The following is a 22,224-nucleotide window of genomic DNA, read 5'->3' as shown; positions in this document are numbered from 1 at the left end:
GAAGGGGGTGTGATCCTCGGCGTGGCGACTTCGCTCGGGTCAATGGGGAAGCCGTGATTCCGACTATGGCAGACGGGCGAGCAAACGCCAAAAGTCCCAACTTGGACATAAGTGTGCATATCCTAAGAGTTTCCACCTAAATCCTAGGTGAGGTCGGCCACTCACCTCGCAATCCATGAATGACTATCCACCGCTGTGGGTGAATCGTTGATCGCACAGCGAACAGGCCCCCCATGTGGCCCTGCTCGGCAAACATCCCGAAATGGGTCAATCATTACCTTCCGGGTCATCCACCCCTTAAATGGGCGGGTGCTCTGCTACCCGGACCGCCGATCAGCTCTCCGCGCGGGCGCGGCGGTCGCCGCCGGTACCCTCGCCGCCGCCTGCGGGACGGACACCCGCACCCCGTCCGCCCGACCGGCCGCCACGCCCGGCGACCGCGGAGCGCCCCCGAAGTCCGGCCGGGCCCAGGCGGCCGCCCCGGCCCCCGCCCCGCGCCGGTTCCCCGGGCAGCCCGTCGAAATCGCCCACGGCCCGCGCGAGCGCCCCCGGGTCGCCCTCACCTTCCACGGCAACGGGGATCCCGCCACCGCCCGCGCCGTCCTCGCCGAAGCCGAGAAGGCCGGTGCGCGGGTCACCGTCCTGGCCATCGGCAGCTGGCTCGACGCCCATCCCGACCTGGCCCGCCGGGTCCTGGACGGCGGCCACGAGCTCGGCAACCACACCCAGCGCCACCTCGCCATCAACGCGATGCCCGAAGCGGAGGCCTATGCCGAGATCACCGGCTGCGCGCAGCGGCTCAAGCGGCTCACCGGCTCCATCGGCACATGGTTCCGCCCCTCGCAGACCCAGTACGCCACCCCGCTCGTCCAGAGGCTGGCCCAGCGGGCGGGCTACCCGCACGTCCTCTCGTACGACGTGGACTCCCTCGACTTCACCTCGCCCGGCGCCGCGGCCGTCATCCGCACCGTCACCGGGACGATCCGCAGCGGATCGGTGGTGAGCCTGCACTTCGGCTACGCGGACACGGTCGACGCGATGCCGTCCCTCCTCGAAGAACTCGCGCGCCGCAAGTTGCGCGCGGTGACCACCACGGAGCTGCTGACCTCATGACGACCACCCGCCTTCCCCGGAAGGCCACCGTGCTGCTGGCCGGTCTGGTCCTCGCCGCCCTGGCCGGCTGCGGATCGGCCGACAAGAGCCCCGCCGAGGCGCTCGGCTCCGAAGCCCCGGCCCTTCCCCCCGTCAAAGCCGTCCCGGCACCGCCGCCGGGACTGGCCGGAATGCCACCCCTGATCGACCCCCACGACGTGTACGCGGCCGACCGGCCGAACCAGCTCTCCCCGGTGGTGAAGAACTTCCCCTCCCGCGTCTACGTGCCGAACACGACCTCCAACACGGTGTCCGTCATCGACCCGAAGACGTACAAGGTCATCGACACCATCCCGGTCGGCGTCCAGCCGCAGCACGTGGTGCCCTCCTGGGACTTGAAGACCCTGTGGGTCAACAACAACCGCGGCCACACCCTCACCCCCATCAACCCCGCGACCGGCGAGGCCGGCCATCCCGTCGAGGTGCACGACCCGTACAACCTGTACTTCACGCCCAACGGCAAGTACGCGGTCGTGATGGCCTCCATGGACCGCGAACTCGTCTTCCGCGACCCGCACACGATGAACCGGGTGAAGACCGTCCCGGTGACCTGTTTCGGCGTCAACCACGCCGACTTCTCCGCCGACGGCCGCTACTTCATCGTGAGCTGCGAGTTCTCCGGCGAGCTGCTCAAGGTCGACACCGAGCGGATGGAGGTCATCGGCCAGCAGAAGCTGCCGTTCGAGGGGGCGATGCCGCAGGACGTGAAGGTCTCCCCGGACGGGAAGACCTTCTACGTCGCGGACATGATGGCGCACGGCATGTGGGTGCTCGGCGGCGACGCCTTCGACACCCCGAAGCTGCTGCCCACCGGCAAGGGCTGTCACGGCCTCTACGTCAGCCGCGACTCGAAGGAGATGTACATCTCCAACCGCGGCGAGGGCAGCATCTCCGTCTTCGACTTCACCCAGAACAAGCTCACCAAGAAATGGGAGCTGCCGGGCGGCGGCAGCCCCGACATGGGCGGCGTCTCCGCCGACGGCAAGGTGCTCTGGCTCTCCGGCCGCTACAACTCCGAGGTCTACGCGATCGACACGGCCACCGGCCAACAGCTCGCCCGGATCCCCGTCGGCGGCGGCCCCCACGGCCTGGCCGTCTACCCGCAGCCCGGGCGCTACTCCCTCGGGCACACCGGCATCTTCCGGTAGGGCGGGCGCAGGGCATGACGATGCCCCGGGAGCCCGCACAAGCTCCCGGGACACCGTCGTCCACTCACCAGGCGACGGGAAGCCGTTCCGGCAGCCGCTTGATGAAGCCCGTACGCCAGACCAGGTTCTCCGCGGGCACCGCGAGCCGCAGTTCGGGCAGCCGCTCCACCAGCACCCCCAGGGCGATCTCGGCATGGGTCCGGCCCAGCGCCGAGGCCGGGCAGAAGTGCCGGCCCGCGCCGAAGGCGAGGTGGGCGTTGGCGCTCTGGCGCTCCAGGTCCAGCTCCTGCGGACGCTCGAAGGCATCCGGGTCGAAGTTGGCCCCCTCCAGCAGGACGAGCACCAGCTCCCCCTCCTTGACCAGCACCTCGCCGACCTGGACGTCCGCCAGGGCGATGCGCGGCAGGCCGTCACCCACGGACAGGTTCCAGCGCAGCAGCTCGTCGACGGCACCGCCCATGCGCTCGGGGTGGCGGCGCAGGTAGCCGATCAGCTCCGGCTTCTGGAGCAGGGCGAGGACGGCGAGGGTCAGGAACGCCGACGTGGACACGGCCCCGGCGCCGAAGAGCGACACGGCGACCGTCGCGAACATCTCGTCGGTCAGATGCGCCGACTCCGGGTCGGCCTCCCGCAGGTCCGCGAACCGGCCGAGCAGCCCCGTACGCTCCTCGGCGGGCCGTGCGAGCTGCGCGTGGAACCGGTCGACGAAATAGCCGACGTCCTTGTACCAGTTGAGGGCCGAGTCGGCGAACGGCTCGCGCGCGGTCATGAACGCGACGTCCAGGCCGGACATCAGCCGCCGCCAGTCCTCGAAGGGCACCCCGAGGACCTGGCAGTGCATGGCCGCCGAGAAGGGGTCGGCGAACCCCGCCCGGAGGTCTGCGGGGCCGCCCTCGGCGATGATCGCGTCGAGGAGCTCCCCCGCCGTGGCGCGCAGCCGGTCCTGCAGCCCCTTCTGGCGCGGGTTGAGCGCCTTCATCACCGCGTTGCGCAGCCCGGCGCTGTTGATGTTGCCCATGTTGTTGACGACCTCGGGCGGGATCGTCAACGCGTACTGGCGCGGAACGCCGGCGTTCGCCGTGTCCTTGAGGCTGAAGCGCTCGTCCTCCAGCACCTGCTTGGCCAGCGCGTAGCTGCTGACCAGCCAGGCCGGATCCCCGGTGAGGGTGCGGACCCTCGCGACCGGGGCCTTCTCGCGCAGCCAGGTGCACTCCTCGGGGAGCACGTCGCCGCGGCGGGAGAGGGGGAAGTCGAGGAGGGCCTCGGTGTGGCTGCGGCGGTCGGCTGCGTGGCTGCCCTCAAGCTGCTCGACGCTCATCGACGGTCCCTTCGGTCGGTGCATGGATCGTGGGCGGCGCGGACGCAGCGGCCTCGGGCCGTACGACGGCGTACGCCTGGTTGCGGGTCGCGCGCAGGCCGCCGCCGCGCGCGAAGAGGACGTCCGTCAGCGGCATCTTGACGTGGTAGGCCGCCACCGAGGACGGCACGTCGAGAATGCTGGGGGTGTCCACGAAGAACGGCAGCTCTGCCGCCATGTAGTCGAAACACACCTGCAACTGCCCGGTGGTGATGGATTCACCTTCCGGCAACTTCGAGCCGACAAAGTGGAGGGCCATTTCCTCGCAGCCCTTGCGGAATTCGTCATCGGTCTCAAGGAAATGCAGTACGCGTCGGTGCAGTAGTTGGTAAACGGGGTTCGGTTGGAACTCTGAAAGTGCCCTCACGCGGATCTCCGCATGGGGGTCGCCTGCTTCCTCCACGCCCTTGAGAATCCGCCGTCGCACCGCTTTGATCTCCTTTGTGGCGCGCTTCTCCGCGTGCTCCCGGGTGTAGCCGAAAGCGGCGAACATCCGGTCCACGTGCAGATCTGCGTACACGAAGTCGACCTGCGCGAAGCGGGCGGTGGCCCATCGGGCGAGACTGCTGATGCGCTCGGAGCTGAAGTAGCTGTTTCCAGGACTCACTCCGATGAGCACATGGTCGCCGTCTTCCCAGATATGGCGGCAAGTGCGGGTGAAGGGCAGAACTTCGAATGATGCGTCGGCTGTGATCGTCACCTGTGTGATCGCCCTTGTTGCCGCTTGTCCCTGGGAGCCCTGCGCTCCTGGTGTGGCGGCAATGTCGGTACGTTATGCCGTGACCCCGGAACGTGACAAGTCCGGGGCCGATTTCTTGGCTGGAATTGTTGCTTCCGCATCGCGGAAGAGCAATTGAATTTCTATCTGCCGGCCGAACGGGACCCGCGGGACGGGCGTGGTCCGGCTGGCGCTACCCTGAGCCGGTCAACAAGCACCAAGAAGGGGTGGACCCAGTGGCGGACATCGAGAACGCGCGGACGACGTTCGGCAAGTTCGACGCGAACGGCGACGGCTTCGTCACGGCCGACGAGTTCCGTGCGGCCATGGCGGAGATGGGCGACCCGTTCGTCACCGGCCCGGTCGCGGACGCCGTGATCGCCGCCAAGGACGCGAACGGCGACGGCCTGCTCAGCTTCGACGAGTTCTGGGCCTCCCTGAACAAGTAGGCGTCACGCCGGGCCCCCGTCCCGCCCCGTGCCGGGCGGGACGGGGGCCTGCGGCTGCCCGTCGGCGGCGGTCATGTCCTCGACCACGCTGACGGCCTCCTCCAGCCAGTGCAGCCAGAACGTCTCCAGGCTGATGCCGCCGTGCAGCACGAGCCGGCGCAGCCGGTCCTCGTCGGAGGCCGGCCCCGGGCGGAAGTCCTTCTCCTCGATGGCCTCGTACGTGGCCAGCTGGCGGCGGTGCAGGTCGCGGTGGCGGCGCAGTTCCGCGGCCAGGCCCTGCGGACCGACGACACCGGCCGCCCGGATGCGCAGCAGCAGCGGGTCCCGGATGGCCTTCGGATCCTGGCTCTCGCCGACCCACCGGGCGAGCTCCGCGCTGCCCGCGGGCAGCACCTCGTACTCCTTCTTCTGCCCCCGTACGGGTGCCTCGCTGGGCAGCGCCCGGATCAGGCCCGCCTCCTCCAGCCGGCCGAGCTCCCGGTAGATCTGCTGGTGCGTCGCCGACCAGAAGTACCCGATCGACTTGTCGAACCGCCGGGTCAGCTCCAGCCCGGACGAGGGCTTTTCGAGCAGGGCGGTGAGGATGGCGTGCGGGAGCGACATGCGGTCATCCTAGGTTCGCGGCGGTCTCAGGCGTCGGGCGCCGCCAGGGACGCCAGGGCGCCGGGCGTGCGCGGGCCCGGAACGTGCGGCGCCAGCAGGCCGTGGGCGCGCAGGAAGGCCGTCACCGCCGGGGACCAGGCCTGGCGCAGGCCGGCCGAGGCCAGCAGCTCCGGGTCCGAGAGGAGGCTCTCGGCCGGGCCGAAGCGGATCCCCGCCGGGGTGAGCACCGCCGCGTCGTCGGCCCAGCGGACCGCCAGGTCCACGTCGTGCGTGGCCATGACGACCGTGGTGCCCTGTGCCCGCAGACCCGCCAGGACGTCCAGGAGGCGTTCCTGTCCGTCCGGGTCGAGGCCGGCCGTCGGCTCGTCCAGGATCAGCACCCGCGGGGCCATCGCCACCGCGCCGGCGATCGCCGCGCGCTTGCGCTGCCCGTAGGACAGCAGATGCGTGGGGCGCTCCCGCAGGGCGGTGATGTCCAGCGCCGCGAGCGCCGCGTCCACCCGCTCCCGGACCTCCGGCAGCGGTAGGCCCAGGTTCATCGGACCGAAGGACACGTCTTGTTCGACCGAGGCCGCGAACAGCTGGTCGTCCGGGTCCTGCACGACCAGCTGGACGGCGGAGCGCAGCCGGGTCAGCCCGGCGCGGTCGTGGGCCACCGCGCGCCCGCCCAGGCGCAGTTCGCCCGGCGCCGGACGAAGGCCCCCGCTCAGCAGCCGCATCAGTGTGGTCTTCCCGCTGCCGTTGCGGCCGAGCAGGACCAGCGCCCGGCCCTCGGCGATGGCGAAGTCCACGCCGGACAGGACCGCCGGGCCGTCCTCGTACGCATAGCCGGCGCCGGACAGTTCCACCAACGGGTTCACAGGTAGAGCCCCTTCAGGGTGAGGGTCAGCGTGATCAGGGCGGCGAGCAGGGCTCCGGACGCCGCCAGGAACCGCCAGGACACGGCCGCCTCGGGTACGAGCACCCGCAGCGCGCCGTCGTAGCCCCGCCCGGCCAGGCCCACCTGGAGCCGGGCCGCGCGGTCGAAGGCCCGTACGAACGAGGTGGCGGCGAGCCCGGCGAGCGAGCGCCACACCGCCGCCCGCCCCGCCTGCCCCAGCCGGGCCGCCTGGGCGCGCCGCACCTGGGCCAGGGAGTCCAGCAGCAGGAAGCCGATCCGGTACATGACCAGCGCCACGTCCACCACCGGTGCCGGGACCCCGGCCCGGACCAGCCGGGGCAGGACGTCCGAGACCGGGGTGGTGAAGGCGAACAGCAGTATCCCGAGGGAGGCCGCGGAGGTACGCAGCAGCAGCTCGGCGGCGTGCCGCGGGCCGTCCGGGGCCGGCGCGAGCAGCCCCGCCGGGCCGCCCACCGCGAACAGCAGGGGCACCGCCCCCGTGAAGCAGAAGCCCAGCGGAATCCGGAAGGCGCGCCAGAGCTGCCGGCCGGACACCCCAGCCGGGCCGAGGAGCACCGCGAGCGTTGCGGCGGCGGTCAGGGGCCCGCCCGGCCAGGGCGGCAGGCACACGGCCGTGACCGTGAGCCCGAGCCCCAGGAGGGCCTTCTCCAGTGGATGGCGGCCTCGCCAGCGGCTGCTGTGGGCCGCCACGTCGATCGGCAGCACCGGCTACGACTCCGCCGACTCTGCTCCGGCCTCGGCCCGCGCCTGGGCGAGCCCCTGGCGGCGGCCCTTGCGCACCCCGAAGTAGTACGCGAGCACGCCCGCGCCCAGCGCGGCCTGCAGGGCGAACAGCGCCGACTCCACCTCGCCGGAGGGGGGCTCGTACAGGGGCGAGAACCACGGCTCGTAGTCCGGCTTGAGCTCCGTGATGGCCATCTCCGCCTGGGCGTCCGCACCGGTGAAGGGCTCCTCCTTGCCCTCGCCCATGCCCAGGGCGATCGGCAGGACGGCCAGCGCGGCCACCAGGAGCAGCAGCAGGCCGTTGACCTTCGCGTTGCGGCTCATCTTCCGGCTCATCAGACGGCCGCCTTCTGCTCGGTGGAACCGGTGAGCTTCGCCACGCCCAGCCGGACCAGGTCCGACTTGCTGGACTGCATCAGCAGCCGCATCACGAGGACGGTGAGCAGGCCCTCGCTGACGGCCAGCGGGATCTGCGTGACCGCGAAGATGCCGCCGAACTTCAGGAGCGCGCCCGGGAAGCCGCTGCCCGGGTCCGGGAAGGCCAGGGCCAGCTGCACGGAGGTCACGCAGTAGGTGACCAGGTCGGCGAAGAAGGCGCCGAAGAAGACGGTCACCATCAGCGGGACGCCGGAGCGCCGCAGCAGCACGTAGACCCCGTAGCCCGCCCAGGGGCCGGCGATGGCCATGGAGAAGACGTTCGCGCCGAGTGTGGTCAGGCCGCCGTGGGCCAGCAGCAGCGCCTGGAAGAGGAGGGTGATCGTGCCGAGCACCGCCATGATCGGCGGCCGGAACAGGATCGCCCCGAGCCCGGTCCCGGTGGGATGCGAGCAACTTCCCGTCACCGAGGGGATCTTCAGGGCGGACAGGACGAACGTGAACGCACCGGACGCTCCGAGCAGCAGCGTGCTCTCCGGGTTCGCCTTCACCTCGCGGGTGAGGGCGCGTACGCCGTGGACGACGAACGGAGCGGACGCGGCGCCCCAGGCGACCGCGTGCAGCGGGGGCAGGAAGCCCTCGGCTATATGCATGAGTGGGAGACCTCTCCAGCACCTCGTGGATGGACAACGCGCCCCGGCCGGTCTCCTGGCTCACGGGTGATGATGCCCGGGCTCCGCCTTCCCGGGCCGTGCGAAGACTCCCGCGCAGCCCAGTGGCTTCCCGCTGGGGGCACCCCAGTGGTGGCTGGGGGAGGAGCCGGACTTCCCGTTCACAGTGGCGAGGGCCGCACCGGATTTCCACCGGTTTCCCGAACACCAAGGCCCGCTGACCCTAGTCGGCCGGACGGACCGGTAACAACCCGGCCCAAACCCGCCCACAGGACGGAGGGATTCCGTTTCGTCGCCCCGCCTCCCGTCCCCCGCACGGGTGCGGCCCGGTGGCGGCCCCGGTCGCCCGTGCCCAGGCTGGGGGCGTGGCTGCCGACTACGACTACTCCGACCTCAGCGCCGTCTACGTGAACTGCACCCTCAAACGTTCCCCCGAGACGAGCAACACCGAGGGGCTGATCGACCGGAGCCGGGCCGTCATGGAGGCGGCCGGCGCCCGTACTTCGCTGATCCGCGCCGTCGACCACGACATCGCGACCGGCGTCTGGCCGGACATGACCGAGCACGGCTGGGAGAGCGACCAGTGGCCCGTCCTCTACAGCCAGATCATGGCCGCCGACATCCTCGTGCTGTGCGGACCGATCTGGCTCGGCGACAACAGCTCCGTCATGAAGCAGGTCGTCGAGCGGCTCTACGCCTGCTCCTCGCTCCTGAACGAGCAGGGGCAGTACGCCTATTACGGACGGGTCGGCGGTGCCCTGATCACCGGCAACGAGGACGGCGTGAAGCACTGCGCCATGAACGTCCTCTACAGCCTCCAGCACCTCGGCTACGCCATCCCGCCGCAGGCGGACGCGGGCTGGATCGGGGAGGCCGGGCCGGGACCCTCCTATCTCGACCCGGGATCGGGCGGCCCCGAGAACGACTTCACCAACAGGAACACGACCTTCATGTCCTGGAACCTGATGCACCTGGCCGCACTGCTCAAACGCGCGGGCGGGATCCCGGCCCACGGCAACCAGCGCTCGGAGTGGGACGCGGGCTGCCGCTTCGACTTCCCGAACCCCGAGCACCGCTGAGGCCGCCGGTGCCGGTCAGCCGCAGGTGTTGCGGTGGGCGACGTCCAGCACGAACCGCTCGGGCGCGTGCAGCGTGAAGGTGCGGAAGGCCGGCTTGCCCCGGAAGGCTGCGCCGAAGGTGACGTACCCCTCGAAGTCACCGGTCAGCGCGAGCCCCTTCAGCCGGGGCAGATGGATCGTGACGAGCTTCGGGCCGTGGTAGACGCTCTGCCCGGCACGGTTGTGCGCCTCGGCGGGATGCAGGCGGATCTGGAGGAAGTGCGTGCCGGCCAGGGGTACGGGCTTGCCGGACCCGTCCTGGACCAGCTTCGGCACGCGGGTGACGGCGACCTGGGGGACGTGCCCCCGCAGGTCGATGACGATCCGGTCGTACGTGCAGTGCCCGCCCCAGCGGGCGTTGACGACGAGCGGAGTGCGCGGGGCGGTGGCGGTGGCCGGCGCGGTGGAGGCCGGAGCGGCGAGAGCGGTCCCGGCGGTGAGCAGGGCTCCGGTGGCGAGGGCCACCACCCGCCGGCGGTGCGGATGGTTCATGGCGTCCCCCTGATTCGGGAGAGACGGGGACAGTGTCATCGGGAAAGACATCCCCGCTCTTCCCGCGGTTCCACCCGAAACGGGCAAAATCGGTAAAAACTTCTCAGCGGGTCAGGAGGGCGTCCAGCTCGGCGTCGAGGTCGTAGTACCGGTGCTCCCGGCCCCGCGGCACCAGCTCGACCAGCCGCCGGCACAGCATGCGCACGTCCTTCGCGCGGGCGGAGACGACGCAGCCGTGCACACCGTTGCTGAAGGAGAGGAAGACGCGGGGCTCGCTGCCCGCCCACCCCGGCCACACCCGCACGTCCCCGTCACCGGTGGCGCAGGCCTCCCCGTCGAGCAGCAGGTCCCGGGCGAACACCCAGCGGGCCAGGCGGGTCCCGTCCCCCAGGAAGTCGACGCACAGCTCGTAGGGCCGCTCGGGCCGGTAGACGAATGCGCCGAGGATCGGCAGCGGGGCCGGTGCGGCATCCAACAGGAGGGGGAGGACGCCGTGCTCGGTGCCGGTCATGGGGTGGGCCTCTCTTCGGGCGCGGGTCAGGCGCGGGCGAGGATCGCGGGTGTACCCGCGACTACCCCCGTCCGGCGAAAGTCCTCACTCCCAGGCCCCTGATTTCCCCGAATCCGCCGTCCGGCCCAACCCCGCCGGGCGCCCCGGGCCCCTCAGCACTCGATGACGTTGACCGCGAGGCCGCCGCGGGCCGTCTCCTTGTACTTGACCTTCATATCGGCGCCCGTCTCCTTCATGGTCTTGATGACCTTGTCGAGGGAGACCTTGTGGGAGCCGTCGCCGCGCATCGCCATCCTGGCCGCCGTGACCGCCTTGACCGCGGCCATGCCGTTGCGCTCGATGCACGGGATCTGCACCAGGCCGCCGACCGGGTCGCAGGTCAGGCCCAGGTTGTGCTCCATGCCGATCTCGGCCGCGTTCTCCACCTGCTCCGGGGAGCCGCCGAGGACCTCGGCCAGGGCGCCGGCCGCCATCGAGCAGGCCGAGCCGACCTCGCCCTGACAGCCGACCTCGGCGCCGGAGATCGAGGCGTTCTCCTTGAACAGCATGCCGATCGCGCCCGCCGCCAGCAGGAAGCGGACCACGCCGTCCTCGTCCGCCCCCGGGACGAAGTTCATGTAGTAGTGCAGGACCGCCGGGATGATGCCCGCGGCGCCGTTCGTCGGGGCGGTGACCACCCGGCCGCCCGCCGCGTTCTCCTCGTTCACGGCCATCGCGTAGAGGGTGATCCACTCCATCGACAGCGCCTGCGGGTCGCCCTCGGAGCGCAGCTTGCGCGCGGTGTTCGCGGCCCGGCGCTTGACCCGCAGGCCGCCCGGCAGGATGCCCTCGCGGGACATGCCGCGCGCGACGCAGGACTGCATGACCCGCCAGATGTCCAGGAGGCCCGCGCGGATCTCCTCCTCCGTACGCCAGGCCTTCTCGTTCTCCAGCATCAGGGAGGAGATCGACAGGCCGGTCTCCTTGGCCAGGCGCAGCATCTCGTCGCCGCTGCGGAAGGGGTACTTCAGCACCGTGTCGTCGAGCTTGATCCGGTCCTCGCCGACCGCGTCCTCGTCGACCACGAAGCCGCCGCCTACCGAGTAGTACGTCTTCTCCAGCAGCGGGGCCCCGGAGGCGTCGTACGCGAAGAGGGTCATGCCGTTCGCGTGGTACGGCAGGGACCGGCGGCGGTGCAGGATCAGCTGGGTCGCCTCGTCGAAGGCGATCTCGTGCGCGCTCCCTATCTCCGCGCCGAGCAGGCGCAGCCGGCCGCTCTGGCGGATGCGCTCCACCTCGTCGTCCGCGGTCTCCACGTTCACCGTGCGCGGGGAGTGGCCCTCCAGGCCCAGCAGGACCGCCTTGGGGGTGCCGTGGCCGTGGCCGGTCGCACCGAGGGAGCCGAACAGCTCGGCGCGCACCGAGGCGGTCTCGGCGAGCACGCCGTCCTTCTTCAGCCGCGTCACGAACATGCGCGCCGCGCGCATCGGGCCGACGGTGTGCGAGCTGGACGGACCGATGCCGATCGAGAACAGATCGAAAACGGAGATGGCCACGTTGGCGGACTCCCGGGTCATCCCCATGGTGGTGGGGAGCGGACCGTCCAGTCGCTCTCGCACGGTGGCGAGGCGGCCGACGGAGGGGCGGACTTTGCAGGGATTTGGGCAAAGGGCGCCTCGTGGGCACCCTTGCCCGGTTCATCAGCGTACGTCAGTTCGTGCGGGGGACGGTTACGCCGGCCTGTACGGCGGCTGTCGCGGTCTCGACGTACAGGACCGCGGGTCCGGACCACGAGAAGGGCCCGGCCCTGTGCGGAGCAAGGCCGGGCCCTCCCAAGCCGTTGCCTAGAGCGACGGGTACAGCGGGAACTTCGCGGCGAGCGCCGAGACGCGCGCCTTCAGGGCCGCGCTGTCGTACGTCGGCTTCAGCGCCTCCGCGATGACGTCGGCGACCTCCGTGAAGGCCTCCGCGTCGAAACCGCGGGTGGCCAGGGCCGGCGTACCGATCCGCAGACCCGAGGTGACCATCGGCGGCCGAGGGTCGTTCGGGATGGCGTTGCGGTTGACCGTGATCCCGACCTCGTGGAGGCGGTCCTCGGCCTGCTGGCCGTCCAGCTCGGAGTTGCGCAGGTCGACCAGGACCAGGTGCACGTCGGTGCCGCCGGTGAGGACGTCCACGCCCACGGCCTTGACGTCGTCCTGGACCAGGCGCTCGGCGAGGATCTTCGCGCCGGCCAGGGTGCGCTCCTGGCGCTCCTTGAACTCGGGCGAGGCCGCCACCTTGAACGAGACGGCCTTGGCCGCGATCACGTGCTCCAGCGGGCCGCCCTGCTGACCGGGGAAGACCGCGGAGTTGATCTTCTTGGCCAGCTCCTGCGTCGACAGGATGACACCGCCGCGCGGACCGCCGAGGGTCTTGTGCGTGGTGGTGGTGACGACGTGGGCGTGCGGCACCGGGTTCGGGTGCAGGCCCGCGGCGACCAGACCCGCGAAGTGCGCCATGTCGACCATCAGGTACGCGCCGACCTCGTCCGCGATGCGGCGGAAGGCGGCGAAGTCCAGCTGGCGGGGGTAGGCGGACCAGCCGGCGACGATCAGCTGCGGCTTGGACTCCTTGGCCAGGCGCTCGACCTCGGCCATGTCGACCTGGCCGTCCTCGCCGACGTGGTACGGGACCACGTTGTAGAGCTTGCCGGAGAAGTTGATCTTCATGCCGTGGGTCAGGTGACCGCCGTGGGCCAGGTTCAGGCCCATGATCGTGTCGCCCGGCTTCAGCAGCGCGAACATCGCGGCGGCGTTCGCCTGCGCACCGGAGTGCGGCTGGACGTTCGCGGCCTCGGCGCCGAAGAGCGCCTTGATGCGGTCGATCGCGATCTGCTCGACCACGTCGACGTGCTCGCAGCCGCCGTAGTAGCGGCGGCCGGGGTAGCCCTCGGCGTACTTGTTGGTCAGGACCGAGCCCTGGGCCTCCATGACGGCGACCGGAGCGAAGTTCTCCGACGCGATCATTTCCAGGGTCGACTGCTGGCGCAGGAGCTCGGCGTCGACGGCGGCGGCGACGTCCGGGTCGAGCTCGTGGAGAGGGGTGTTCAGAACAGACATCAGGGTCCCCTGGGGGTCAGTTGCCGGCGGTGAGCTTGGCGTACTCATCGGCGGAGAGCAGGTCCTTCGGCTCGTCCGTGATGCGTACCTTGAACAGCCAGCCGCCCTCGAACGGTGCGGTGTTCACGAGGGCCGGGTCGTCGACGACGTCCTGGTTGAACTCGACGATCTCGCCGGTGACGGGGGAGTACAGGTCGCTGACCGACTTGGTCGACTCCAGCTCGCCGCAGGTCTCGCCCTCGGTCACCGTGTCGCCGACCTCGGGGAGCTGGGCGTAGACGACGTCACCGAGCGCGTTGGCCGCGAACTCCGTGATGCCGACCGTCGCGACGCCGTCCTCGACGTCCGACAGCCACTCGTGCTCCTTGCTGTAACGCAGCTGCTGGGGGTTGCTCATGACCTGATTCTCCTGGATGCGGGGGAGTGCGAACGAACAGTGGTCTTGCGTACTGAGACGGCTCGGGAGGCGGCCGGGGCCGGCCGGCCCGGCCGGGCCGGGGTACGGAGCGTTACTTCTGCCGCTTGTAGAACGGCAGGGCCACGACCTCGTACGGCTCATGCGTACCGCGAATGTCCACGCCGACGCCGGAGGTGCCGGGCGCGGCGTGGGCCGCGTCCACGTACGCCATCGCGATCGGCTTGCCCAGCGTCGGGGACGGGGCGCCCGAGGTGACCTCGCCGATGACCTGACCGTCGGCCACGACGGGGAAGCCGGCGCGCGGGACGCGGCGGCCTTCGGCCACCAGGCCGACCAGCTTGCGCGGCGGGTTCGTGGCGGCGCGCTCGGCGGCGGCCTCCAGGGCGGCGCGGCCCACGAAGTCGCCCTCCTTCTCGAACTTCACGACCCGGCCCAGCCCCGCGTCGAAGGGGGTCAGGGCGGTGGTCAGCTCGTGCCCGTACAGCGGCATGCCCGCCTCCAGGCGCAGGGTGTCGCGGCAGGAGAGGCCGGCCGGGACCAGGCCGGCGCCCTCGCCCGCCTTGGTCAGCGCCTGCCACAGCTCCACGGCGTGCTCGGGGGCGATGAACAGCTCGAAGCCGTCCTCGCCGGTGTAGCCCGTACGCGCGATCAGCGCGGGCACGCCCGCGACCGTGCCCGGCAGGCCGGCGTAGTACTTCAGCCCGTCCAGGTCGGCGTCGGTGAGGGAGGCGAGGATGCCGGGGGACTCCGGGCCCTGCACGGCGATCAGCGCGTACGCGTCGCGGTCGTCGCGGACCTCGGCGTCGAAGCCGGCGGCGCGCTCGGTCAGGGCGTCCAGGACGACCTGGGCGTTGGAGGCGTTCGCGACGACCATGTACTCGGTCTCCGCGAGGCGGTAGACGATCAGGTCGTCGACGATCCCGCCGTCCTCCTGGCAGATGTGCGTGTAGCGGGCGCGGCCGACGCCGACGGTGGAGATGTTGCCGACCAGCGCGTAGTCCAGGGCCTTGACGGCCTCCGGACCGGTCAGCGTGATCTCGCCCATGTGGGACAGGTCGAACAGGCCGGCCTTGGTGCGGACGGCGTTGTGCTCGTCGCGCTCACTGCCGTACCGCAGGGGCATGTCCCAGCCCGCGAAATCGGTCATGGTCGCACCGAGCGAACGGTGCAGCGCATCGAGGGCGGTCAGGCGGGGGGCGTTGCTCATGGGTGTGGCTCCCGGGTCCCAGGGCATGACATGACGAGGACGGTCCTCCCCATCTGTCATCGGAACCTGAGAGGTTCGCCGAAAGGTCCCGGCCCGGCCGGGATGCGTCGACTTGCACCTTGGGTGGAGCCTGCGCCGGTTCCGTCACGGCGGACGGCGGCGCTGCTCGCTTTTCAGATCTGCCTCATCCACGCGGTACGGGGCCTGAGAGATTCAAGGGAGGAACTTGCTCCTTCGGCGCCCGGACACGGCCTGTCGGCCTGCCGGGACTCTCCCGCGCGGATTCAAGCGGCCGGTATGCAGTTGGTCCAGATGGCGCACATCATTGCACGCCCCGGCGGTGATCGGGCGGGTGGGCCCGCAAGAACGTGCGGACGTGAGACGGCCCGGCCGGAACCGCGGCCGCCGGATTACCGTCTTTTTACATTCAGTGGGCATGGGGTCGTGAGGACCCGGATCGGGGGGAGGCGATCACCGTGCGGAGATTCGGACTGCTGGCGACGACGACCGGGACCGTGGACGGGGTGCCGGCCCAGCGCAGCCGCGCCGAGCAGGTCCTTCCGGTACGTGACCTGCGCGGACGCGGGACGCGGGGCCCGCGCTGGCTCGGCTTCGCGGAGGGGGACATCGTCGTGGTCTCGGGCCTGCCCGGAGGCGGCAAGAGCACGCTGATCCGGCGGGCCGCCCAGGGCCGCGGCATCGACTCGCAGGACGTCCGCGAGCGCTGGGAGCAGCGGATGCCCGGGGCCCTGCCGTACGCCGTGTACCGGCCGCTGGTCCGCGCCGCGCACTACTGGGGGCTGTGGCGCACGCTCCGCTCCGGAGCCTCCGCGGTGGTCCACGACTGCGGCACCCAGGCCTGGGTCCGGGCCCTGCTCGCGGCGGTGGCGCGGCGCCGCGGCCGGGCCCTGCACCTGCTGCTGCTGGACACCACCCCCCAGGAGGCCCTGTCCGGGCAGGCGGCCCGGGGCCGCGGCGTGTCGGCGTACGCCTTCGCCCGGCACCGGGGGGCGGCCGCCCGCCTGCTGCGCGCCGCCGAGTCGGGGCGGCTGCCGGCGGGCTGCGCCTCGGTGGTGCTGCTGGACCGCCCGGCGGCCTCCCGGGTGACCCGGATCGCCTTCCGCGGGCAGTGAATCGGGGGCGGCCCGGGGCGGGAGAGCCCCGGGGCAGGGGCGCGCCCCGAGCCCTCCACGCCGAGCCGTTAATCTCGGGCGGGCAGACCTTGGGCGAAACAGCGGAGGCGTAGATGCACGGCGGCGGCTGGCCGGAGAACGAGCTGGAGCAGGTGCTCGGGGCGGCGCTGGGGCAGGCGGACGCCGGTGCGCGGATCGTCGAGGTGCTCGGGCGCAGCCGGGTCTGGGTGCCGCTGCCCGCCGGCGGGAGCCCGGACGGGCCCGGTCTGACCCTGCCCACCATGGACATCGGCGGCGCCGCGTTCGTCCCCGTCTACAGCTCGGAGGGCCAGCTGCGCGCGTGCGCCGGCCCCGCGCTGGACTTCGCCGTGGCCCCCGCCGTCGAGTTCGCGCGCGGGCTGCCCCCGCAGCTCGGCATCGCCGTGAACCCCGGCGGGGCCGTCGGCGTGCCGCTGCCGCCCCCGGCCGTCGCCGAGCTCTGCCGCACCGGGCGCACCCCGCTCGACGGCCCGGCCGGCGGCGGGCGGGTGCGGCTGTACGAACCGGACTGGCAGGAGGACCCGGTGGACTTCCTGACCGCCGCCGCGGAGGAGTTCCGCGCCACCGGGCTGGTCGCCGCCGCCCACCGCTGCCTCGCCAGCGTGGAGGGCGGGGCCCCGGAGCTGTACATCGGTGTCCGACTGGTGGGACGGGAGGCCGAGATGCGAAATGCCCCGCTGGAGGCCCTCGGCCGGGCCCTGACCCGCGTTCCGCCGCCCTGGCCCGTGCAGTTGATCCTGCTGGACGCCGCCGAGGACCCGGTGGTCGACTTCATTTGTGAGCGCGTACGCCCCTTCTACCTCCCGTAGGGCCGCTTAAGCTGGTGGCCGATACGGGTGTATGCCGTGCGCTCGCGCGGACGAAGCGGACGAAGAGGGGTACCGGGTGAGTGCGTCAGGCACGGCCGCGGCCGGGCAGGTCGAGCACATGATGCGCCAGGTGACTCCCGGGCGCTATGAGGGCTACGAGTCGCTCCTGCACGCCCTGGCCGAGGGCCGGCTGTGGATGCTGCTGTGGCAGGGGCAGCCGGGCTCCCCCGACGCCCAGTACGGCGGCATGGAAATCGAGGGCCTCGGATACGCGCCCTGCGTCACCTCCCCCCAGGAGCTGGCCGCCAGCGGCTGGAACCGCGGCTACGAGGTGGTCACCGGCCGGGACATCGCCCGCGCCCTCTACCCGGACCGCTGGGGCCTGTGGCTGAACCCGCACGCCCAGGGCGGCGGCCTCGGCATCCCCTGGGCCGATCTGCGCCGCATCGCCACCGGGCTGGACCGGATGCCGGCGGGCCCGCTGCGGCTCTCCGAGCCCACCCTGGAGCTCCCGCAGTTCTACGGGCTGCTGACCCAGCACGCGCACCGCACGCCCGCCGTGCGCTCGCTGCGCCGCGCGTGGGTGCAGCCCGCGCTGGGCTCCCCGTACCTGGCGGTGGGGCTCGACCTGTACGACGCCTCCGCGCCCGCGCTGGAATCCGTACGGGAGATGATGCGCCAGTCCGTCGGCGCCGTCCCCGACGGCGTACCGGTGTGCACGGTGGCGCTGGCGGACGAGCACGACCCCGTCGCGATGTGGCTGCGGGCCCAGACCCGCCCCTTCTACGACCGCGAGGGCCACGCTCCGGCCTACTGACCGGGGCTGCCCGGACCCTGAGACATCCGGACAGGGCGCCACCCGAGGCCGCAGGGAACCACCGTTCCCTGCGGCCTTCGCCTTGTCCGGATTTCGCCGTGGATGTGGGCCCAAAAGGCATGCGAGTCCGGCGAGTTGGGTGCCATGTCCGATTGCGTACCGAACAGACGGTCTTGCTCCGCTGAGACGAGAGCGAAGTCCGGATAACGGGAACCCGACCCTCACATCACGGTTGCGCATCCATTGGCCTGCGGGTCTGGCGGCTGATCGCGGGCCCGATGAAGACTCCCCACCCAAGAGCCGGTCAGTCCTCCAAGACGCGGTTCGGCACCTGCACTTCGCACGTCTTCCTGCACGGCTGCCCAGGCAGCACCTGCACAGCACCGCGTACCGCACCATCTGCCATTCCTGCACCTCAGCACGCGTACTGCGTATCACCACGCACTCCGAGCGCCACTCCGCACCAACGCCGCCACAGCGGCGGGCATGGGCCGGCAAACCCGTCGGCCGAGAGGGGTCCCCACCACGATGACGGCACCACTGCATGACACGAGCGCGGAATCGCCCGCACCCGTGTCCGTAGCCGACGTCCCTGCCAAGGCCATCGAAGGCCGCTCGCCCGGTCGCATCGCCTGGATGCGGCTCAAGCGCGACAAGGTCGCGCTGACCGGCGGCGTGATCGTGATCTTCCTGATCCTGGTGGCGGTCTTCGCCCCGCAGATCGTGAGCCTGCTGGGCCATCCGCCCAACGAGTTCCACGAGGACCTGATCGACCCGGACCTCGGCACGCCGCTCGGCTCCTTCGGCGGCATGAGCTCCGACTTCCTGCTGGGGGTCGAACCGACCAACGGCCGCGACGTGTTCAGCCGGATCGTCTTCGGCGCCCGCATCTCGCTGGTCGTCGCCTTCCTGGCGGCCTTGGTCTCCGTCGTCATCGGCAGCCTGCTCGGCGCGCTCGCCGGCTTCCTCGGCGGCTGGGTCGACGCAGTCATCAGCCGCACGATGGACCTGCTGCTGGCCTTCCCGCAGCTGCTGTTCACCATCGCCCTGGTCTCGGTCGTCCCCAACTCCCTGTGGGGATTCGAGGGTTCGGGCGTCCGGATGGGCGTGCTGATCGTCGTCATCGGCTTCTTCGGCTGGCCGTACATCGGCCGCATCGTCCGGGGCCAGACGATCTCCCTGCGTGAACGCGAGTACGTCGAAGCCGCCCGCAGCCTCGGGGCCGGCCGCGGCTACATCCTGGTCAAGGAGCTGCTGCCCAACCTGGTCGCACCGATCCTCGTCTACTCGACGCTGATCATCCCGACCAACATCCTGACGGAGGCGGCCCTCAGCTTCCTCGGCGCAGGCGTCAAGCCGCCCACCGCGTCCTGGGGAAAGATGCTCTCCGACGCCGTCCCCATCTACCAGGACGACCCCACGTACATGGTGGTCCCCGGTATCACGATCTTCATCACCGTCCTGGCGTTCAACCTCTTCGGGGACGGGCTGCGTGACGCACTCGACCCCAAGGGCAGCTGAACCGCTTCACCGATTCACCCACCAATGGAGGTTGGACAACCGTGATCCGCAGAAAGCAGGCACTCGCGATCACCGCAGTGATCGCCGCCCTGTCCCTGACCGCCGCGTGCGGTGGCAAGGACGGCGACAAGAAGGACGAGGGCAAGGGCGGCGGTGCCGCAGCCTTCAACGCGGCCACCACCGGCTTCGTGAACCCCTCGGACGCCAAGGGCGGTGAGCTCAAGCTCTGGTCGCCGCAGGACGTCGACTACCTCGACCCGGCGCGTGCCTACTACGGCTTCGTGTGGGACATCCAGCGCCTCTACGTGCGCCAGCTGCTCGCCTACGACAGCAAGCCGGGCAAGGACGGCAGCAAGCTCGTCCCGGACCTCGCCGAGGCCCTGCCGGTCCTGAGCAACGAGGGCAAGACGTACACCCTCAAGCTCAAGGACGGCGTGAAGTTCGAGGACGGCTCGCCGATCACCTCGAAGGACATCAAGTACGGCATCGAGCGCGTCTTCGCGCAGGACGTGCTGTCCGGCGGTCCCACGTACCTGATCGACATCCTCGACCAGGGCCAGAAGTACCCCGGCCCCTACAAGGACACCGACCCCAACAAGATGGGTCTGAAGTCCGTCGAGACGCCGGACGACAAGACGATCGTCTTCAACCTGGCGAGCGCCAACTCCGACTTCAGCTACCTGCTGGCCATGCCGTCCTCCTCGCCGGTCCCGGCGGCCAAGGACACGGGCGCCACCTACACCAACAAGCCGGTCTCCACCGGCCCGTACAAGGTGGAGAGCTTCACCGCGAGCAAGGGCGCCACCTTCGTCCGCAACGAGAACTGGGACCCGAAGACCGACACGATCCGCAAGGGTCTGCCGGACAAGGTCTCCTTCACGGTGACCACCAACCCGGACGACATGGACGCGCGTCTGCTGTCGGGCGACATCGACCTCGCCATCGACGGCACGGGCATGCAGCAGGCCGGCAAGAACAAGGTCCTCAAGGACGAGAACCTCAAGAAGAACGCGGACAACCCGTTCACGGGCTACATCCGCTACTTCGCCTTCCCGACGACGGTCGCGCCCTTCGACAACATCGAGTGCCGCAAGGCCGTCATCTACGCGGCCGACCCGAAGTCCCTGCAGACCGCCCGCGGCGGCCCGACCAGCGGTGACCTCGGCGCCAACATGCTGCCGCCCGGCATCCCCGGTGCCGACAAGAGCTACGACCCGTACAACCTGACGAAGGGCGAGCCGCAGGAGGCCAAGGCCAAGGAGGCCCTCAAGGCCTGTGGCAAGCCGGACGGCTTCGAGACCACCATCGCGGTGCGCAACAACCGCGCCCCCGAGGTCAAGACCGCCGAGTCCCTGCAGGCGTCCCTCGCCAAGGTCGGTATCAAGGTCACCATCGACCAGTACGACGGCAAGCTCTCCTCCTCCACGATCGGTTCGCCCGAGAACGTGAAGAAGAAGAACTACGGAATCATCGTCATGGGCTGGGGCGCCGACTACAACTCCGGCTCGGGCTTCCTGCAGCCGCTGGTCGACGGCTCGTTCATCCAGCCCAACGGCAACAACAACTACACGATGATCAACGACCCGGAGATCAACCAGCTGTTCAAGACGGCCGCGGCCGCCAAGACGCCGGAAGAAGCCGCGCCGTTCTACACCCAGATCAACCAGAAGGTCATGGAGAAGGCGCTCTACCTGCCGATCAACTTCGACAAGGCCTTCGTCTACCACAACCCGCGCCTGACCAACGTCTACTTCAACGACTCCATGGGCAAGATCGACCTTGCCACCGTGGGCATCGCTGCCAAGTAACCGAAAGTCAAGCTCAGCAGGCAAGTAAGTAAGTGCCTTCACCGCACATGCGCTAGTCCGAAGGGCAGGTGAAGGCCGCAGGCGGCGGCTGTCGTCCCCACGAGGGACGGCAGCCGCCCGCCCCGGGCGGCCGACTGCAGTGCTCGTCTACCTCATACGGCGGCTTTTCAACGTCGCCGCCACGCTGCTGGTGGTCTCCGTGGTCACCTTCGGCATCTTCTTCGCGGTCCCGAAGCTGACCGGCAGTGATCCCGCGCTCATGTACGCCGGCCGCGAGACCAACGAGACCGCCCTGGCGGGCATCCGCGTCAAGATGGGCTTCGACAAGCCCATCTCCGAGCAGTACCTGACCTTCGTCAAGGGCATCTTCGCCGGCCGCGACTACGACGGCGGCACCGATGTCACGCACTGCGCGGCGCCCTGCTTCGGCTACTCCTTCAAGACCGAGGCGCCCGTCTGGGAGACCATGGTCGACCGCATGCCGGTCACCCTGTCCCTCGCCCTCGGCGCGGCGGTCATCTGGGTGCTCGCAGGTGTGGCCACCGGCGTCGTCTCCGCCCTCAGGCGCCGGACCGCCATCGACCGCACGGTGATGGTCGGCGCACTCGCCGGCGTCTCCCTGCCGATCTTCTTCACCGGCATGGTCGCTCCCGCGATCTTCGTCTACAGCCTCGGCTGGCTGGACGTCTCCAACTACAAACCCCTCACCGAAGACCCGGTGGCCTGGCTCAACTCCATGATCCTGCCCTGGGTGACCCTGGCCTTCCTCTTCGCCGCCACCTACGCCCGCATCACCCGCGCCACGATGCTGGAAGTGCTCGGCGAGGACTACATCCGCACCGCCCGCGCCAAGGGACTCAAGGAGGGCGTGGTCATCCGCAAGCACGCCCTGCGCTCCACCCTCACCCCGATCGTCACGATGTTCGGTCTGGACCTCGGCGGACTCCTCGGCGGTGCGGTGCTCACCGAGACGACCTTCAACTTCCAGGGTCTGGGGACGGCGGCCGTCGCCGCCATCGGCCAGGGCGACCTCCCCGTGATCATGGGTGTCACCCTGCTCGCCGCGCTGTTCGTGGTGATGGCCAACCTGATCGTGGACATGCTGTACGCCGTCATCGACCCGCGCGTGAGGCTGACGTGACCGAGACCCCTCCCTCTTCTTCCGGCACCGCCG

At 70.5% G+C, this 22,224-nt stretch carries 23 protein-coding genes and 2 riboswitches; of the genes, 10 read left to right on the top strand and 13 right to left on the bottom strand.

Features of this window, described 5'->3' with window-relative positions; genetic code table 11:
- Positions 1 to 309 precede the first annotated feature (309 nt).
- Positions 310 to 1,113 (top strand): polysaccharide deacetylase family protein, encoded by an 804-nt coding sequence (locus AB0B01_RS14625; RefSeq protein WP_361717626.1) that lies wholly within the window; start codon positions 310 to 312, stop codon positions 1,111 to 1,113.
- The gene (locus tag AB0B01_RS14620; protein ID WP_361717623.1) at positions 1,110 to 2,300 is read left to right on the top strand and encodes a YncE family protein; all 1,191 of its coding nucleotides are present in this window, start codon (positions 1,110 to 1,112) and stop codon (positions 2,298 to 2,300) included. The genes AB0B01_RS14625 and AB0B01_RS14620 overlap by 4 nt, the downstream gene beginning before the upstream one ends.
- 64 nt (positions 2,301 to 2,364) lie before the next feature.
- Here AB0B01_RS14620 and AB0B01_RS14615 read toward each other — a convergent pair whose 3' ends face one another.
- Positions 2,365 to 3,618 carry a cytochrome P450 gene (locus AB0B01_RS14615; protein WP_361717620.1) on the bottom strand — a complete coding sequence of 418 codons (1,254 nt, stop codon included), beginning with the start codon at positions 3,616 to 3,618 and terminating at the stop codon, positions 2,365 to 2,367.
- A complete protein-coding gene (locus AB0B01_RS14610; RefSeq protein ID WP_361717617.1) occupies positions 3,599 to 4,357 on the bottom strand; it encodes a tRNA-dependent cyclodipeptide synthase in 759 nt (252 codons plus the stop codon). The genes AB0B01_RS14615 and AB0B01_RS14610 overlap by 20 nt, the downstream gene beginning before the upstream one ends.
- Positions 4,358 to 4,611: 254 nt before the next feature.
- On the opposite strand from AB0B01_RS14610, the gene AB0B01_RS14605 reads away from it, so the two are divergent.
- The gene (locus AB0B01_RS14605; protein WP_356851130.1) at positions 4,612 to 4,824 is read left to right on the top strand and encodes an EF-hand domain-containing protein; all 213 of its coding nucleotides are present in this window, start codon (positions 4,612 to 4,614) and stop codon (positions 4,822 to 4,824) included.
- 3 nt (positions 4,825 to 4,827) lie between these two features.
- Here the strand turns inward: AB0B01_RS14605 and AB0B01_RS14600 are convergent, their stop codons facing one another.
- The 5 genes from AB0B01_RS14600 to AB0B01_RS14580 are packed head-to-tail and all read right to left on the bottom strand — an operon-like array spanning position 4,828 to position 8,079.
- Complete coding sequence (locus AB0B01_RS14600; protein WP_361717614.1) at positions 4,828 to 5,427, bottom strand: PadR family transcriptional regulator; 600 nt, start codon at positions 5,425 to 5,427, stop codon at positions 4,828 to 4,830.
- 26 nt (positions 5,428 to 5,453) lie between these two features.
- On the bottom strand, positions 5,454 to 6,287 hold the full coding sequence (locus tag AB0B01_RS14595; protein ID WP_361717611.1) for an ATP-binding cassette domain-containing protein: 834 nt from the start codon (positions 6,285 to 6,287) through the stop codon (positions 5,454 to 5,456).
- Positions 6,284 to 7,033 carry a cobalt ECF transporter T component CbiQ gene (gene cbiQ / locus AB0B01_RS14590; RefSeq protein ID WP_361717609.1) on the bottom strand — a complete coding sequence of 250 codons (750 nt, stop codon included), beginning with the start codon at positions 7,031 to 7,033 and terminating at the stop codon, positions 6,284 to 6,286. Before cbiQ ends, AB0B01_RS14595 begins: the two co-directional genes overlap by 4 nt.
- A 3-nt stretch (positions 7,034 to 7,036) precedes the next feature.
- Positions 7,037 to 7,375, bottom strand: coding sequence for an energy-coupling factor ABC transporter substrate-binding protein (locus AB0B01_RS14585; RefSeq protein WP_361717658.1), 339 nt, complete (start codon positions 7,373 to 7,375; stop codon positions 7,037 to 7,039).
- Positions 7,376 to 7,386: 11 nt separating this feature from the next.
- Positions 7,387 to 8,079, bottom strand: a complete 693-nt coding sequence (locus tag AB0B01_RS14580) for an energy-coupling factor ABC transporter permease (RefSeq protein ID WP_361717606.1) — start codon at positions 8,077 to 8,079, stop codon at positions 7,387 to 7,389.
- 27 nt (positions 8,080 to 8,106) lie between these two features.
- Positions 8,107 to 8,348, bottom strand: a riboswitch (cobalamin riboswitch).
- A 114-nt stretch (positions 8,349 to 8,462) separates the two neighbouring features.
- On the opposite strand from AB0B01_RS14580, the gene AB0B01_RS14575 reads away from it, so the two are divergent.
- Entirely contained in the window at positions 8,463 to 9,176 is a 714-nt protein-coding gene (locus tag AB0B01_RS14575) for a flavodoxin family protein (RefSeq protein ID WP_361717604.1), read from the top strand.
- 15 nt (positions 9,177 to 9,191) lie between these two features.
- On the opposite strand, the gene AB0B01_RS14570 is transcribed toward AB0B01_RS14575, so the two are convergent.
- The 6 genes from AB0B01_RS14570 to gcvT form a co-directional block, all read right to left on the bottom strand.
- Complete coding sequence (locus tag AB0B01_RS14570) at positions 9,192 to 9,707, bottom strand: hypothetical protein (RefSeq protein ID WP_361717601.1); 516 nt, start codon at positions 9,705 to 9,707, stop codon at positions 9,192 to 9,194.
- 103 nt (positions 9,708 to 9,810) lie between these two features.
- A complete protein-coding gene (locus AB0B01_RS14565) occupies positions 9,811 to 10,218 on the bottom strand; it encodes an SsgA family sporulation/cell division regulator (RefSeq protein WP_361717598.1) in 408 nt (135 codons plus the stop codon).
- A gap of 152 nt (positions 10,219 to 10,370) precedes the next feature.
- The gene (locus AB0B01_RS14560) at positions 10,371 to 11,753 is read right to left on the bottom strand and encodes an L-serine ammonia-lyase (protein ID WP_361717655.1); all 1,383 of its coding nucleotides are present in this window, start codon (positions 11,751 to 11,753) and stop codon (positions 10,371 to 10,373) included.
- Between the two features lie 288 nt (positions 11,754 to 12,041).
- Complete coding sequence (glyA, locus tag AB0B01_RS14555; protein WP_361717595.1) at positions 12,042 to 13,298, bottom strand: serine hydroxymethyltransferase; 1,257 nt, start codon at positions 13,296 to 13,298, stop codon at positions 12,042 to 12,044.
- A gap of 16 nt (positions 13,299 to 13,314) precedes the next feature.
- Entirely contained in the window at positions 13,315 to 13,695 is a 381-nt protein-coding gene (gene gcvH / locus AB0B01_RS14550) for a glycine cleavage system protein GcvH (RefSeq protein WP_361717593.1), read from the bottom strand.
- 112 nt (positions 13,696 to 13,807) lie between these two features.
- Positions 13,808 to 14,923 (bottom strand): glycine cleavage system aminomethyltransferase GcvT, encoded by a 1,116-nt coding sequence (gcvT, locus tag AB0B01_RS14545; RefSeq protein WP_361717590.1) that lies wholly within the window; start codon positions 14,921 to 14,923, stop codon positions 13,808 to 13,810.
- 183 nt (positions 14,924 to 15,106) lie between these two features.
- Positions 15,107 to 15,210: riboswitch (glycine riboswitch) on the bottom strand.
- Between the two features lie 228 nt (positions 15,211 to 15,438).
- Here gcvT and AB0B01_RS14540 point away from each other — a divergent pair.
- From AB0B01_RS14540 to AB0B01_RS14515, 6 genes are all read left to right on the top strand, one after another.
- Positions 15,439 to 16,056, top strand: a complete 618-nt coding sequence (locus AB0B01_RS14540; RefSeq protein ID WP_361717652.1) for an AAA family ATPase — start codon at positions 15,439 to 15,441, stop codon at positions 16,054 to 16,056.
- Positions 16,057 to 16,169: 113 nt separating this feature from the next.
- Positions 16,170 to 16,904, top strand: coding sequence for an enhanced serine sensitivity protein SseB (locus AB0B01_RS14535; RefSeq protein ID WP_361717587.1), 735 nt, complete (start codon positions 16,170 to 16,172; stop codon positions 16,902 to 16,904).
- Positions 16,905 to 16,980: 76 nt separating this feature from the next.
- Positions 16,981 to 17,721, top strand: a complete 741-nt coding sequence (locus tag AB0B01_RS14530; protein ID WP_361717584.1) for an enhanced serine sensitivity protein SseB C-terminal domain-containing protein — start codon at positions 16,981 to 16,983, stop codon at positions 17,719 to 17,721.
- A 528-nt stretch (positions 17,722 to 18,249) separates the two neighbouring features.
- A complete protein-coding gene (locus tag AB0B01_RS14525; protein ID WP_361717581.1) occupies positions 18,250 to 19,242 on the top strand; it encodes an ABC transporter permease in 993 nt (330 codons plus the stop codon).
- A gap of 41 nt (positions 19,243 to 19,283) precedes the next feature.
- Positions 19,284 to 21,050, top strand: a complete 1,767-nt coding sequence (locus AB0B01_RS14520) for an ABC transporter substrate-binding protein (RefSeq protein WP_361717578.1) — start codon at positions 19,284 to 19,286, stop codon at positions 21,048 to 21,050.
- A gap of 139 nt (positions 21,051 to 21,189) precedes the next feature.
- Positions 21,190 to 22,191, top strand: a complete 1,002-nt coding sequence (locus AB0B01_RS14515) for an ABC transporter permease (protein WP_361717575.1) — start codon at positions 21,190 to 21,192, stop codon at positions 22,189 to 22,191.
- Positions 22,192 to 22,224: the final 33 nt, after the last annotated feature.

This window comes from Streptomyces sp. NPDC044571, assembly GCF_040647115.1.
Lineage (GTDB): Bacteria > Actinomycetota > Actinomycetes > Streptomycetales > Streptomycetaceae > Streptomyces.
Note: the sequence above shows the minus strand (reverse complement) of the source record. Positions and strands in the feature narration are given on the sequence as shown.

Excerpts from the sequence above, each read along its gene's own strand:
- AB0B01_RS14600 (WP_361717614.1), bottom strand. The coding sequence starts at position 5,427 with ATGTCGCTCCCGCACGCCATCCTCACCGCCCTGCTCGAAAAGCCCTCG.
- AB0B01_RS14585 (WP_361717658.1), bottom strand. The coding sequence starts at position 7,375 with ATGAGCCGCAACGCGAAGGTCAACGGCCTGCTGCTGCTCCTGGTGGCC.
- glyA (WP_361717595.1), bottom strand. The coding sequence starts at position 13,298 with ATGTCTGTTCTGAACACCCCTCTCCACGAGCTCGACCCGGACGTCGCC.
- gcvH (WP_361717593.1), bottom strand. The coding sequence starts at position 13,695 with ATGAGCAACCCCCAGCAGCTGCGTTACAGCAAGGAGCACGAGTGGCTG.
- AB0B01_RS14620 (WP_361717623.1), top strand. The coding sequence starts at position 1,110 with ATGACGACCACCCGCCTTCCCCGGAAGGCCACCGTGCTGCTGGCCGGT.
- AB0B01_RS14525 (WP_361717581.1), top strand. The coding sequence starts at position 18,250 with ATGACGGCACCACTGCATGACACGAGCGCGGAATCGCCCGCACCCGTG.
- AB0B01_RS14535 (WP_361717587.1), top strand. The coding sequence starts at position 16,170 with ATGCACGGCGGCGGCTGGCCGGAGAACGAGCTGGAGCAGGTGCTCGGG.
- AB0B01_RS14615 (WP_361717620.1), bottom strand. The coding sequence starts at position 3,618 with ATGAGCGTCGAGCAGCTTGAGGGCAGCCACGCAGCCGACCGCCGCAGC.
- gcvT (WP_361717590.1), bottom strand. The coding sequence starts at position 14,923 with ATGAGCAACGCCCCCCGCCTGACCGCCCTCGATGCGCTGCACCGTTCG.
- AB0B01_RS14565 (WP_361717598.1), bottom strand. The coding sequence starts at position 10,218 with ATGACCGGCACCGAGCACGGCGTCCTCCCCCTCCTGTTGGATGCCGCA.
- AB0B01_RS14580 (WP_361717606.1), bottom strand. The coding sequence starts at position 8,079 with ATGCATATAGCCGAGGGCTTCCTGCCCCCGCTGCACGCGGTCGCCTGG.
- AB0B01_RS14570 (WP_361717601.1), bottom strand. The coding sequence starts at position 9,707 with ATGAACCATCCGCACCGCCGGCGGGTGGTGGCCCTCGCCACCGGAGCC.